Consider the following 12,977-nt stretch of genomic DNA (forward strand, 5'->3'; position numbering starts at 1 on the left):
CACAATAGAGCGATCGCAAGTCTCTTTTGTTTGATGTCAGTCACAGATTCATCCCCTCTTCACCGAGCAGGCCGCGCGGACGCACGAGCAGAACGAGGGCCATCATGATGTAGATGATCGCTTCAGAAGCGGACGGAACGAACACAGTCGCTATTCCGGACGCCACACCAATCAGCAATCCGCCCAGCAAGGTGCCGAATAGGCTGCCCAGACCTCCCACAATAATCGCAACAAAGCTGGGCATGATGAGCGCGTCGCCAATGGTGGGCTGTAGCCCGAGAAGCCCCGCCGCCAGCACACCGGCCAACCCGGCCAGATAGATACCCAGCCCGAAGTTCAAGTTGCGCAAGATGCGTACATTCACGCCCAGCACCGATACGGTTTCAAGGTCCAGCGTGCCGGCCCGGATGCGAATGCCCAGCCGGGTTCGCGTCAGGATCAGAAAGAGCCCCGCCACCGCAATAGTGACCAGCACGACCATGAATACGCGATAACCCGTCAGGAAAAAGAAATACGTACTTAACGGCCGGGTCAGCCAATCGGGAACCCTGAAGGGCAAGCTTTGCGCTCCCCATATGTAGCGAAGCCCGTCTTCGAATACATAGGCCAGCCCAAATGTGAGCAACAGGCTGTAAAGCGGATCTCGTCCGTACAGCCTGCGTATCATCAGGCGTTCGACGAGCAGGCCCAGCATGGCAGTCAGGACGGGCGCTACGATCAGGGCGCCCCAGAACCCCAGGTAGGGAACCAGCTCATAGGCTATATAAGCGCCCAATGCCAAAAATCCACCGTGGGCGAAATTGATGACACTGGTCAAATTGATGATCAAGGAAAGCCCTAAGGCCATCAGGGCATAGAAAGCGCCAACGATCAAGCCGTTGAACACATTGAAGAGGATAAGCTCGGTCATGCTGTTTTCCATCGCACGATGCGTATACCCATGCCGGGCACGAAAAAACAGGCGCCGAGCATCCGGCGGCGCCCACTCTTTACCGCACTCAGGCGGGCCAAGTCATTTTGCAACCGGATTCCTCCACGGTTCCCGCCACGTCCTTGCCCTTGACCACTTTGTCGACATGGAACAAGTCGTCGGGCTCGCTTCCTTTCGCCTGGGCGTGGCCGACATACAGCGACCCTATCAACTGATTCTGGTTGGCACGGTAGAACGGCACATCGGGCATAAGCCCCACTTCGGGAGGCAGCTCCAATCCCTGCAAGGCCTTCGCCATCTTTACCGCTTCGAGGGATTGCGCCTTGTTCGCCGCAAGAGCGCAGGTCCAAGTGCCGACGAACCCAAACCAGGTGCGCGCAGTGGGCACGCGGCCCGTCTTCTTTTTGATTGCCGCGACGAACTCATCGACATGGGGCACACCCGGTTGAATGTGGTACCACTCGGCGACCCAATCCCCGATGCGGGCCTCGGGCGGCAGGCCCTCCAGCACCTCCAGCTCGGTATTGGCCCCGGCCAAATGAATGCGCTTGTCCAAGCCAAATTGAACGGCTTGCTTGAGCGCATTGAGCAAGTCTTCGCCATTCATGAGAAAGACGATGACATCGGGGTTGGTGGCCTGCGCCTTGATCAGGTAAGAAGAAAAATCGGTTGTGCCAAGGGGGGTCAAATCTTCCCCAAGTTTGGTCCCACCGAATTGCTTCAGGTTGGCGTCGTACCCCTCCTGTAGCGTATGGCCGAAGGCATAATCGGAGGTGATGAAATACATCTTCTTGCCATAGCTGTCCATCAACGTCTTGGCGATGGCATTGGTCAACATGCGAGTCGTGTTGCAGACACGGAATACGTTCCAGTGGCAGGTGGTTCCCGTCACTGCATCGGTATGGCCGCCCGGAACCACGTGCAGCACGCCCTTCTCGTTGCTGACCTGGGCCATGGCCAGGGAGAGCCCCGAATTAACGTTGCCCAGCAGGAAATTGACTTTGTCACGATCAATAAGCTTGCGCGCTTTTTGCACCGCTGTGCCAGCATCGCCGCTCGTAGAGTCCTCGATAAGAAGCTCCGCCGGACGCCCCAGAATGCCGCCCTTGGCGTTTATTTGTTCGATCGCAAGTTGGCAGCCGGTAAGCTCGTTTTTTCCAGTGGCTGCGTAAGTGCCGGTCAGCGGATTGTCCAGCCCAAGCTTGACGGACTCTTCGCCCCGCGCTTTGATGATGAAAGGTGGTGTTAGCTGTGCAAGGCCAGCAGCCGCCGCCAATTGAAGAACAGCACGGCGACTGACCGCGGCCGATTTAAATTGTGGCTCCATGGGGACTCCTTGTACAGGCCCATGCAACACCGCATTCACAAGCTTTCCTGTTTGGAAAGCATGCACATCCGGGCGCATACCTGCGTCACGATTCGATCCCCTCGCTTTCTTTTAATTTGCTCCTGATTGCAAGCCTTGTCAACCCGCCAATTACGCTACGTCAGAATGCTGTCTTCGATTTGCCCGGGGCCGACGGCGCCCGCCCGCGTCGGCACAATATCGGCGCATGATGCGACGGTCATATTGCATTCCGTCTGGCCATAGAACTCGTTGATGGTCAGCCCAAAGGTCTTGCACCCTCAATCCAGAAGCTCCGCTCCCAGCGAATGGCCACCGCTCGCCATCGAGCGCAGGCGAAAACTCCAACCACCTTTCCTGCGAAACCTTTGTATTGTCCCCCGATGATATCGGGCAAGTACCTGCGGACGATGGTTCTGGTATGCCGTGAAGCCGTTGCCGGAATCGGGGGCGGCGTGTGACGCGCGCCCTCGCGAGCCCAGGCATTTTACTTCCAAGGCCGACCCAACCCGCAATGGTTTGCCAGCCTCCAAGAACGAGCCGATACGACAACAGCATAAAACGTTCTATATACTTGGCGACTGGTGCGCTGCGTTCTATAGCGCACCATCCAGGCGTTCCCAACACGCCTGGACGCTTACAAGAACGACTCTGTTATGGCGTTTTAATATGACTTCACTACACTATCTGTTTCAGGAGTATTGGCCGCACCTCGCATTCTTGTTAAGCCTTACCGTAGGCGGAACAGCCGCAGTACATGCAGCCATGACCAAAAATGACGTCAGGGCAGCCATCGGATGGGTAGGCGTCATTCTCATGTCGCCCCTGCTGGGGCCGTTTGTTTACCTGGTGGCGGGCATTAATCGCATACGCCACGACCATATTTCCGAGCAGCGCAACAAGTACATCAAAGATTTCTCGGGAAATCCAAGCCCGCCAGTGGTCGACGTAAGTCACATTAGCGCAGCGCAATTCCGTTCTCTACGGGTGCTGGGCGACCGCATAAGCCGCTTTCCGTTGCGCGATGGCAACCACATAAAAATGCTGGAAGGCGGCGATCAAACTTACCCGGCCATGATAGCTGCCATCAATGGCGCTCAAAAATCCATCGCGCTTCAAACCTATATTTTTGACAACGATAGCGAGGGGCGGAAAATTGTCGACGCCCTGGTCCGGGCACAAGAGCGCGGTGTCGAAATACGCGTACTGGTCGACGCCATAGGCTCCAAGTACTCGCGCCCTCCCATTATTCGGCTGCTGCGAAGCAAAAAAATTCCTAGCGCTTTGTTCATGACAAATCCGTTGGGTTTCTTGCGTATGCCCTACGCAAACCTGCGCAGCCACCGCAAGATTCTGGTCGTCGACGGGCGCATTGGCTTTACCGGTGGCATGAATATACGCGCCGGCTTCGTGACTGCGATTTCCGGCACCGCTACCGCGAGTGACACTCACTTTGTTGTGGAAGGTCCGGTGGTGCTGCAATTAGTGTCTGTGTTCGCACACGACTGGCAGTTCACCACCAAAGAGGAGCTGCCCTACGAGACCTGGTGCGGTGATACGTGGCAAGCCGCCGAACCGCAGGCGCCTGCCCGCTGCATTCGATCCGGACCGGATCGCTACATGGTGGGAACGCATAATATGCTACTGGGAGCCTTTGCTGTCGCGCAAACCCACATACGCATCCAGTCGCCCTACTTTCTGCCAGATCAAATTTTGCTCGGGGCAATCAACACGGCCGCACGCCGCGGCATCGTGGTTGATATCGTGATCCCGGGTCGAAATAACTTGCGGCTCGTCAACTACGCCATGACCGCCCAGCTCGACCAGGTAATACGCAATGGTTGCCGAGTATGGCGCGCTAGCGGAAATTTCAATCATTCCAAATTGATTACCATCGATGGGGCCTGGTCTTACGTTGGATCGTCGAATTTGGATCCGCGCAGCCTGCGACTGAATTTTGAACTCGATATGGAAATCTACAGCCGAGACACTGCCCTCGAAATAGAGCGCCTGATCGATCGCGAAATCGAGCAGGCGGACCTGGTGACGCTGGAAACTCTGGCCGCTATTCCTTTTGGAAAACGTTTACGCAACCGCGTTATTTGGCTAGCCAGCCCGTACCTGTAGCATTCGAGTGCAGATTCCACGAGCCAAACCGGCGGTAGAATCCGCTGCAAGTAGTTACTGAGGTTCAACACCCGATTCTTTCGCGACTCCGGCCCAGCGAGTTATTTCACTGTCAACGAATTTTCCGAAGTCGGCGCCTGTCAGATTCGGCGTTGCACTGCCGTTACTGTTCCAAAGTTCTTTTAGCTTTTGAGTGTTCAAGGCCTTTGTCACTTCGGCAGCCATTTTCGTGACAACGTCAGCGTGCACACCGGCAGGCGCCCACATGGCATACCAGGTCGACACTTCATAACCAGGCACTCCCGCTTCAGCAGTCGTTGGCACATCAGGGAGCGACGGTGAGCGCTTGGCCGCTGCCACAGCCAAGGGCAGGATAGTCCCAGCGCGAATATGCGAGGAAGATGACCCCAGACCGTCGAAAGCCATGTCTACCTGGCCCGTGATCAAACCGGTAAGCATGGGGCCCGCGCCCTGATATGGAACATGGGTAAGTTCAACCCCGCTCTTCAAGGCAAAGAGCTCGCCAGCCAGGTGGTGGGTGCTGCCGACACCGGCTGAACCGTAATTGATCTGTCCAGGATTGGCTTTCGCCCGCTCTATTAATTCCTTGACCGATTTAACAGGCAGCTTCTTCGGATTAACGACAATCACCTGAGGTGGCTGCGCCAGCATGGCTACCGGCGTAAAGTCTTTCTGAATATCGTAGCTAAGCTTTTTATAGATGGCCGGTGCGACAGCGTGATGCGCTCCGCCCATGAAAAAAGTATAGCCATCGTTTGGCGCACGCGCGGCAATCCCTGCCCCGAGCGTACCGCCCGCCCCGCCCTTGTTATCGATGACGACGCTCTTGCCGAGTTGCTCGGCCAATTGCTGGGCGAGCGGCCGTGCAAAGGTGTCAGTACCGCCGCCTGCAGGGAACGGAACGACGATAGTGATAGGCCGTTCCGGCCACGCAGCTTGTGCAACACCGCTGAATACCAGCGCTGATAGCGCCAGCGCGACGGAATGCTTGATACGATTCTTCATGAGGTCTCCTCTCTGGATTTTTATATAAGTGTGTAGATTTTTTGTTAAAAGCGCCCGTGTCCGATGCACGGGCTTTAATACTAACTGCCTACTTCACGGGGCAAGCCCCGAATTCATGAATATTGCGTGCGAAGGATGTTTTTCTGAACCTTACCCATCGTATTTCTAGGCAATTGATCCACAATATAGATTCGTTTGGGCACCTTGAAATTGGCCAGCCGCGACTTCAGTTCAGCCATCATGGAGTCCGGATTCAACGACATGCCGGCCTTGGGCACCACCACGGCAACCACCGCTTCGCCAAAATCCGCATGGGCGACGCCTATAACGGCCGACTCATCGACGCCCGGCATATCGTCGATGACCAATTCAATTTCTTTAGGATAGACGTTGAAGCCGCCTGAAATAATCAAATCTTTGCTGCGTCCGACAATCGATAAGTAGTTAGCGGGCACATTATCGCCACCCCATCGACCCACGTCGCCCGTGCGAAACCAACCGTCTGCGGTAAATTCTTCCCGGGTCTTTTCGGGCATGCGCCAATATCCGGAGAAAACATTCGGACCTCGCACTTGCACGTTTCCAATCTCGCCCGGCGCTAATTCGGTACCTGCATCATCGACCACCCTGACCATCACGCCCGGCAAGGGCTGGCCGACCGTACCGCCGATACGCTCTCCCAACGCGGGATCATAAGGGTTGGAAGTCAGCATAATGGTTTCACTCATCCCATAGCGCTCAAGGATAGGTTGGCCGATACGCGCCTTGAATTCTTCGAACGTTTCGGTCAACAGAGGCGCCGAGCCGGAAATGAACAAGCGCATAGTACGGCAGAGCTCACGCGTGAACCTTGGATCGTTAAGCAAGCGCACGTAATAAGTGGGCACACCCATCAAAACGGTACTTTGCGGCAAATAATGCAAAGCCTGTTCGATATCTAGCCTGGGCAGCCAGATCATGCGGGCGCCCGCCAGCAAAGCACCATGCGACGCCACGAACAGACCGTGCACGTGAAAAATCGGCAGCATATGCAACAGCACGTCATCAGCGCGCCAGCCCCAGTACTCGTTCAGGACCTGCGCATTCGACGATAGGTTCCGATGTGAAAGCATCGCTCCCTTGCTGCGGCCCGTTGTGCCAGACGTGTATAGAATCGCAGCGAGATCGTCGGGCAGGCTCTGTACGGTCTGGAAGTCGGGAGACTGGCTGGCAGCGGCCACCGCCAGGCTGCCGCTGCCGTCTTCGTCGAGCGTATAGACATCAACTGCCCCTGTCTTTTCCGCAAGGCGACTGACCCATTCCTGGTTTTTACTGTCGCACACCACCACGGCAGGTTCCGCATCAGTCAGAAAGTATTCGATCTCCGATTCGCGATAGGCAGTATTCAGCGGCAGGTACACTAACCCTGCCCGAACACTGGCCAGGTATAGCATCAATGCCTCGGGGGATTTTTCAACTTGAACCGCAATGCGAGAGCCCTGGGGAAGACTAAGCGCATGCAATAGATTGGCATAGCGGCCGCTTATTTGTTCTATATCGTTCCAGCTATACGAACGCGTTGGCGTTTCGATGGCCACCGTTCCATGATCGGCCGGGAAACCCGTTGCAAGTAATGCATATAAATTGGCGTTGCCTTCCAAATCACTCTCCTGAGAACACCGGCTCTTGGCCAGCCAGAAACGCCCTAACCCCTTCGCGGTGGTCACGACTTTCAGCATAGTTAAAAAACGCCCGAAGCTCTGAATCTGTCAGGGGCTCTGGGTTGGCGCATAAACGCGCCACTGTCTGCTTGTTGATGCGTGCGGCCAGTGGCGCTCCGCGCGCCAGTTTACGCGCCGAATGCATGACGTCAGCGACGACTTCGTTGTCGGGCACGACGCGAGTCAACAAGCCTTTGGCCATTGCCTCGCCCGCACCAAAAACCCGGCCTTCGAGCAGGATTTCCAGGGTCGTGGCCCTTCCCGCCAGGGCCAACAGGCCCTGCATCTCGGCAGGCGCCATCGGAAACCCTAAACGATTGATGGGGACGCCAAAGCGTGAAGTGCTCGCCGCAATACGCAAATCGCACTGACTGGCAATTTCGAGCCCACCGCCTACACATACGCCCTGTATCAGAGCAAGCACCGGATGCACGCATGTGGCGATCGCTTTCAAAGCGGGAGCCAGTATTTCGGTGTGATAACGCATGACCCCCGCCAAGTCGGCACGCTCGCGCGGAAATTCGCGAATATCGGCCCCTGCGGCGAAGTTGCCGGCTTCGCCGCGCAGTACCACGCAGCGAAGACCTGCATTATTGGACAGCTCGATGAATACCCGGGCAAGCGCACGCCACATCGAGATGCTGATCGCATTCAGGCGCCCCGGATGGCTTAGCGTAACCAGCGCTATAGGCCCTTCGTACTCGACAATCACGCTGCCGGATGCGGCACTGGATTCGGGCGGCGCTATAGCCATCGTAGATTGAGTCCCATTTTCGGTTTGCCCGCTGCCAGCTGCGCGAGGTTGTCGTCGAGCTGGTCAAGATCATACAAGTAATTGACCATGATGCCGCAAGACTGTGCTAACCCTTTAGGCGAGCGGTCGGCCGCCCAGTTCAATCGTTCGATACGGGCACCGTTGCCCAGATGGAAGCGTGCAACCGGGTCGACAGGTTGTCCATTTTTCATCGTCCTAAGGTACATTGTCGCCAAACGCAAGCCGCTACGGCGAACCGATTCGTTCGCTTTGCCGTTTGCTGCCGTCTGCAGGCGCTCGACCCACTTCAGTCCTGCTGCGGTATCGCCCTGTGCTTGCTGCTTATCAATTTTTTCGTGCAGCAGTTCCTGCATGGACTTACCGTCTTGCTTGCTTAACCAATCAACGAATCCCGGGATTGGCGACAGCGTGGCAAACGACTTGAGCTTCGGAATTTCCTTCAACAGTTCGTCGACCACTCGCTTAAGTAGAAAATTGCCAAAACTGATGCCTTTCAACCCAGGCTGGGTATTGGATATCGAATAAAAGATCGCCCATCGAGCCTTATTCAGATCGGCGTCGCGCAACTTGGGATCAAGCAACACCTGAACGTTGTCGGCCATTTGCGTTGCAAAAGCGACCTCGACAAAAATCAGTGGCACATCATTCATGCGTGGATGAAAAAAGGCATAGCAACGCCGATGGTCTGCAACCCTATGGCGCAATTCTTCCCATGATTTGATCTCGTGCACAGCTTCGTACTGGATCAGTTTTTCGAGCAACGACGCGGGCGAATCCCAAGTGATAGGACGCAATTCCAGCATACCGACATCAAACCAGCTGGAAAGCAAACCTTCCAGTTCCCGCTCCAGCACTGTCAACCCCGCAACCTGGTTTCGCCAGCGCAGCATATCGGAGCGCAGTTCAACCAGTAAATGCAGGCTGTCCGCCTGAGCATACAAACGACGAAAGAGACGCAAGCCTTGCTCGCCGCGGGGTTCCAGCGCGGCACTTGCTTCGGCCAATGCGGCCAGCAAAGCGCGACGTTCGTTGCTGTCGCCCGCCAGATACCGGACGCTCCATTGCTTAGCGAGACGATTGGCGGCTACGTCGGTCATGCGCGCGGAAAACAGTGTTTGGGTTTCTGCAGGAACCGGCCAACGGTCTCGATCAAGCCATTTTCCAAGGCGTGACATCAGGCCGCCCTGGGCTTCCTTATCTTTAGGCTCGCCAAGCGTGACCTCGGTGCCGGTGGGGCCCTGCTTTGTATCCGTAGCTGTCATGAATGAAGCTCCTGAATTTTGGGGTACGTATCTTTGCCCGAATCGCCGCGCGGAGCGGACTGCTGTTCTGCCAAGCGATGAAGTGCGTCGAGCTGGCGGGTCAGATGCATGCGTGTCAAGGCCTCGGCCCCCTCGGGATCACGCGCCTTTAGCGCAGCAAAAATAGCCATGTGCTCAGCACAAGACTCATGCACCCGTCCTGGCAACGCCAAACTTTTATGACGCGAAAGGCTCAGTACATGCCGTAGGTTGTCGACCAGATCAGATAGCCAATGATTATCGGCCAAGGCCTGAATCTCTTCATGGATGAGGGCGTTGGTCGCGTAATAGCTATCGATATCGCCCGCCGCCGCATGCAACTGCAATTGTGCATGCAAAGGTTCGAGCCGTTGAAGGTCTTGTTCCTTGACCTTGCGGGCTGCCTCGTGGGCGCAGCGGCCTTCGAGCATGGCCATGAGCGGGAAAATGTCGTCCAAATCGCGTGCAGACAGTTCATTGACGAAGCAACCGCGCCGTGGTTCAAGACGAACCAACCCTTCATTGGCCAACACCTTAAGTGCTTCTCGAAGAGGTGTACGAGAAATGCCCAGCTCTTTAGTGAGGCGCATTTCGTCTATCCAAGCGCCCGCGGTAAGCTCGTGCGCCTGAATCTTGGCGCGCAGTCTGTCTGCGACTTCCAGATATAACACCTGCTGAACAATACGAGTGGCCAATGGAACAGTCCGTAAGTGATCGTTACGCGTAATGCATAATTATGAATATCTTCCGACATTCTTGCTTCATCGTCACCTATAGTTATCCCTAATACAGCGGCCCATCGCCTGACGTACAGCCCTCCATCGCCTGACGTATAGTAGGCATTACTAGGGAACGCCATTACCAAGTGGGAGTCATCAAGCAAAAGGGGTCGGCTATGGAAACCGGAACAAGCAGCTTGCAAACTAATCTTTTTGATGACTTGCCTATCGTTCAGCCAGCCGGCCTGCGGTACCAGGATAATTTCCTTAGCCCCAAAGAGGAACAGGCGCTGATCGACGTAATTCGGACCTTGCCCTTGAGCGAAATGCAATACAAAGCCTATACGGCGAAAAGGCGAATACTGAGCTTCGAAGGGCAATACGACTTTAGCGATAACACACTACGCCCATCGCCGGCATGCCCGGATTTTCTAAAACCGTTAAGGGCACGGGTCGCCGATTGGGCACACGTTTCACCGGAACAAATACGCCAGATTTTGATCGCCGAATATCAAACCGGCACACCGCTAGGATGGCATCGTGACGTGCCGGATTTTGAAGACATTATTGGCGTTTCCTTGCAGGGAGAAGCCGTATTAAGATTTCGCCCCTATCCGCCCATGCAGCCCAGCAAGGCGGACATCATCAAACTAACGTTGTTGCCGCGTTCGATTTATGTCCTTCGTGGGCCAGCCCGATGGGCTTGGCAACATAGCGTTGCGCCGACAAGATCCCTACGGTATTCGATCACGTTTCGGACTATTTCACCTTAGGGTCTGGATTTTCAGGGTTTGATACCCCTTCCTGCACAAGAAGCCGACACGTGGAGGCAGCGTGCCGAAATTCCGCTGCCGCGACATAATCCGGGTCGCCAAGCCAGGCTTCCACATGCTGTTTACTGGGAAACTCGAGGATCACCATTCGGTCGGTAAATGGCTCGCCTTCTGCAGTCGTGACCTCGTCACCACGTGTCAGAAACCTGCCGCCGTGCCTCTTTACCAGCGGCGGAGTCCGCTCAGTATATTTACGATACGTTTCCGGGTCATGTATCGCCATTGATGCAACCACATAAGCGGGCATAATATATCCATCCAATGAAATTGTGCGGCAGTAAGGTCTGGAAAAAGCCAACACTAGTGTAGACCGCATTCGTCAATTCAAGTAGCTCTTAATCCCCTAGCCTCCTCTCTCTAAATAGGCCATATGAACCCCGACCTTATTCTGTCGCACTACGATAATGCCTCACTTTGGCCCAATGCCACTGAAGGCGCACGATGGCCCGATATTGCCGCGGCCTACCGTAGCGCCCTTGCGTTACGCGCCTTACGTCTGGCTCGGGGTGAGCAAGCCGTCGGCTACAAGATCGGATACACCAATCAATCCGCCTGGGAGCGCAATGGTGTTTCTGCACCCATCTGGGGCTCGATTTGGGACACTACCCTATTGAACTGCGACGAGCATTGCGTTGTCGATTTGACTGGGACGTCCATGCCTCGACTTGAGCCGGAAATCACGTTTGGAATCTCCGCCACACCGCCCGCCGGGGCGACGCTTGAAGATATATTCGCGTGTGTTGAATGGTTGGCGCCGAGTTTCGAGCTTGTCCAATCGCACAAAGCCGATTGGAAGCCTGCTGCGACGGAAGCCATCGCGGACGGCGGGCTGCATGCACGACAAATCGTTGGGCGTCGTACACCGGTACGATCACTTGCCAATAGCGGAGCCGCACTAAACGGCATATTGGCGGCGGCTCAGGTACATTTGTACCGTGACCAAGCGTTAATTGACGAAGGAGCGGGCGCCATAGTGCTAGGCGGGCCGTTGCAGTCGATTTTGCATTTCGTCGGCGAACTGCGGGCCTGTCCCGGGGCACCAGATCTAAAGGCTGGAGATATCGTGACAACCGGTACATGGACCAACGCCTGGCCGTTGGAACCAGGGCAGGCTTGGCGTGCGGAGTTTGGCGCGCCACTCGCGCCTTTGGAAATGGCGCTGCGTTAACACTACGCGTAGCGCCCGGTTTGTTCATTAATTATTTCCCTGGATGCCCGAATCCGGCATAGATTTTTCCTAAGTTTTAATGCAGCGGCAAGTCGATGTTCAGGGCTGTGCACCCTTGATGCGCGTCAAGAATAGGAAAACCGAGATAACCCCACAAGTGTGGTTTTCCATAAGCGGCGCACTCTATATCTCGACAGATTAGGCCAACGTGTTCCAAGTTTCCCGCACGTTCTAAATCCGATCACATCAAGCGTTGACTTCATAGAACGATCGTTCTATGCTGCAAAAAAATCTTGGAAGAAAAAATAATGGCCAACTTCCGTCTTGATGGCAATGTAGCCCTTGTCACCGGCGGTGGTGGCGTTCTAGGTGCTCATTTTGCGCACACACTGGGCAAGGCTGGGGCCCATGTTGCTATCGCCGGTCGGCGCCTGGAACCTTTGGAAAAAGTTGCGGGCGAACTGCGCAAGCAAGGGATCAGCGCTCTTCCCGTCACCATGGACGTCACCCAGGAATCCAGCGTGGCAGAAGCCTTCAGCACGATTGAAGACACCTTCGGTTCAGTTGACGTCATCATCAATAATGCGGGCGTCGCCATCACCAAAACGGCCATCACGCTGTCGCTGAACGAATGGCAACAAGTCGTTGATACGAACTTGAAAGGCGGCTGGATTATTTGCTCCGAAGCAGCACGCCGGCTGGTCGCCGCAGGCAAGCCCGGTGCTATCGTCAACATCACCTCCATCCTTGGACACCGTGTAGGCGGAGCGGTGCTGGCCTACACCACTGCCAAAGCAGGAATGGAACAAATGACACGTGCGCTGGCCCTTGAATGGGCCCGGTATGGAATCCGTGTCAACGCCCTGGCGCCTGGCTACGTCGAAACCGACCTGAATCGCGATTTTTTCGCCACCGATTCCGGCAAGGCCATGATCCAACGTATTCCCCAGCGTCGTCTGGGCTCCCCCGAAGATCTTGAAGGCGCCCTGCTGCTTCTGGCCTCCAACGCTTCTTCCTATATGACCGGCAGCTCTATTGTTGTCGATGGCGGCCATCTCCACTCCACGCTTTAA

Annotated in this window: 12 protein-coding genes and 1 pseudogene; 4 read left to right on the forward strand and 9 right to left on the reverse strand. The window is 55.6% G+C overall.

Going from position 1 to position 12,977, the window contains the following annotated elements:
• Positions 1–40 precede the first annotated feature (40 nt).
• From EKL30_RS08610 to EKL30_RS19165, 3 genes and pseudogenes are all read right to left on the reverse strand, one after another.
• Positions 41–910, reverse strand: coding sequence for a branched-chain amino acid ABC transporter permease (locus EKL30_RS08610; protein WP_126706802.1), 870 nt, complete (start codon positions 908–910; stop codon positions 41–43).
• 88 nt (positions 911–998) lie between these two features.
• Positions 999–2,258 (reverse strand): ABC transporter substrate-binding protein, encoded by a 1,260-nt coding sequence (locus EKL30_RS08615; protein ID WP_126706803.1) that lies wholly within the window; start codon positions 2,256–2,258, stop codon positions 999–1,001.
• 188 nt (positions 2,259–2,446) lie between these two features.
• Positions 2,447–2,623 (reverse strand): annotated as a pseudogene (locus EKL30_RS19165) (AMP-dependent synthetase); the annotation flags it as partial.
• Positions 2,624–2,945: 322 nt separating this feature from the next.
• Between EKL30_RS19165 and EKL30_RS08620 the strand changes: the two are divergent.
• Positions 2,946–4,403: a phospholipase D-like domain-containing protein gene (locus tag EKL30_RS08620; RefSeq protein WP_126706804.1), complete on the forward strand. Its 1,458-nt coding sequence runs from the start codon at positions 2,946–2,948 to the stop codon at positions 4,401–4,403.
• Between the two features lie 54 nt (positions 4,404–4,457).
• On the opposite strand, the gene EKL30_RS08625 is transcribed toward EKL30_RS08620, so the two are convergent.
• The 5 genes from EKL30_RS08625 to EKL30_RS08645 form a co-directional block, all read right to left on the reverse strand.
• A complete protein-coding gene (locus EKL30_RS08625) occupies positions 4,458–5,429 on the reverse strand; it encodes a tripartite tricarboxylate transporter substrate binding protein (protein WP_126706805.1) in 972 nt (323 codons plus the stop codon).
• Positions 5,430–5,542: 113 nt separating this feature from the next.
• Positions 5,543–7,069, reverse strand: a complete 1,527-nt coding sequence (locus tag EKL30_RS08630) for a malonyl-CoA synthase (RefSeq protein WP_233582943.1) — start codon at positions 7,067–7,069, stop codon at positions 5,543–5,545.
• A gap of 1 nt (position 7,070) precedes the next feature.
• Positions 7,071–7,883: an enoyl-CoA hydratase/isomerase family protein gene (locus EKL30_RS08635; protein WP_126706807.1), complete on the reverse strand. Its 813-nt coding sequence runs from the start codon at positions 7,881–7,883 to the stop codon at positions 7,071–7,073.
• A complete protein-coding gene (locus tag EKL30_RS08640; RefSeq protein ID WP_126706808.1) occupies positions 7,874–9,166 on the reverse strand; it encodes a malonyl-CoA decarboxylase domain-containing protein in 1,293 nt (430 codons plus the stop codon). Before EKL30_RS08640 ends, EKL30_RS08635 begins: the two co-directional genes overlap by 10 nt.
• Positions 9,163–9,879 carry a GntR family transcriptional regulator gene (locus EKL30_RS08645; protein WP_126706809.1) on the reverse strand — a complete coding sequence of 239 codons (717 nt, stop codon included), beginning with the start codon at positions 9,877–9,879 and terminating at the stop codon, positions 9,163–9,165. The genes EKL30_RS08640 and EKL30_RS08645 overlap by 4 nt, the downstream gene beginning before the upstream one ends.
• 200 nt (positions 9,880–10,079) lie before the next feature.
• On the opposite strand from EKL30_RS08645, the gene EKL30_RS08650 reads away from it, so the two are divergent.
• Positions 10,080–10,676: an alpha-ketoglutarate-dependent dioxygenase AlkB gene (locus EKL30_RS08650; RefSeq protein ID WP_126706810.1), complete on the forward strand. Its 597-nt coding sequence runs from the start codon at positions 10,080–10,082 to the stop codon at positions 10,674–10,676.
• On the opposite strand, the gene EKL30_RS08655 is transcribed toward EKL30_RS08650, so the two are convergent.
• A complete protein-coding gene (locus EKL30_RS08655; RefSeq protein WP_158618408.1) occupies positions 10,663–10,983 on the reverse strand; it encodes a DUF1330 domain-containing protein in 321 nt (106 codons plus the stop codon). The genes EKL30_RS08650 and EKL30_RS08655 overlap by 14 nt on opposite strands.
• 123 nt (positions 10,984–11,106) lie before the next feature.
• On the opposite strand from EKL30_RS08655, the gene EKL30_RS08660 reads away from it, so the two are divergent.
• Both EKL30_RS08660 and EKL30_RS08665 read left to right on the forward strand, forming a co-directional pair.
• Complete coding sequence (locus EKL30_RS08660; RefSeq protein ID WP_126706812.1) at positions 11,107–11,904, forward strand: 2-keto-4-pentenoate hydratase; 798 nt, start codon at positions 11,107–11,109, stop codon at positions 11,902–11,904.
• Positions 11,905–12,212: 308 nt separating this feature from the next.
• Positions 12,213–12,977 (forward strand): SDR family NAD(P)-dependent oxidoreductase, encoded by a 765-nt coding sequence (locus EKL30_RS08665; RefSeq protein ID WP_126706813.1) that lies wholly within the window; start codon positions 12,213–12,215, stop codon positions 12,975–12,977.

The organism is Candidimonas sp. SYP-B2681, from assembly GCF_003971065.1.
Taxonomy (GTDB): domain Bacteria; phylum Pseudomonadota; class Gammaproteobacteria; order Burkholderiales; family Burkholderiaceae_B; genus Pollutimonas.

What these genes read in the sequence shown, in the direction of transcription:
- EKL30_RS08610 (WP_126706802.1), bottom strand. Translation starts at nt 910, where the DNA reads ATGACCGAGCTTATCCTCTTCAATGTGTTCAACGGCTTGATCGTTGGC.
- EKL30_RS08615 (WP_126706803.1), bottom strand. Translation starts at nt 2,258, where the DNA reads ATGGAGCCACAATTTAAATCGGCCGCGGTCAGTCGCCGTGCTGTTCTT.
- EKL30_RS08620 (WP_126706804.1), top strand. Translation starts at nt 2,946, where the DNA reads ATGACTTCACTACACTATCTGTTTCAGGAGTATTGGCCGCACCTCGCA.
- EKL30_RS08625 (WP_126706805.1), bottom strand. Translation starts at nt 5,429, where the DNA reads ATGAAGAATCGTATCAAGCATTCCGTCGCGCTGGCGCTATCAGCGCTG.
- EKL30_RS08635 (WP_126706807.1), bottom strand. Translation starts at nt 7,883, where the DNA reads ATGGCTATAGCGCCGCCCGAATCCAGTGCCGCATCCGGCAGCGTGATT.
- EKL30_RS08640 (WP_126706808.1), bottom strand. Translation starts at nt 9,166, where the DNA reads ATGACAGCTACGGATACAAAGCAGGGCCCCACCGGCACCGAGGTCACG.
- EKL30_RS08650 (WP_126706810.1), top strand. Translation starts at nt 10,080, where the DNA reads ATGGAAACCGGAACAAGCAGCTTGCAAACTAATCTTTTTGATGACTTG.
- EKL30_RS08655 (WP_158618408.1), bottom strand. Translation starts at nt 10,983, where the DNA reads ATGCCCGCTTATGTGGTTGCATCAATGGCGATACATGACCCGGAAACG.
- EKL30_RS08660 (WP_126706812.1), top strand. Translation starts at nt 11,107, where the DNA reads ATGAACCCCGACCTTATTCTGTCGCACTACGATAATGCCTCACTTTGG.
- EKL30_RS08665 (WP_126706813.1), top strand. Translation starts at nt 12,213, where the DNA reads ATGGCCAACTTCCGTCTTGATGGCAATGTAGCCCTTGTCACCGGCGGT.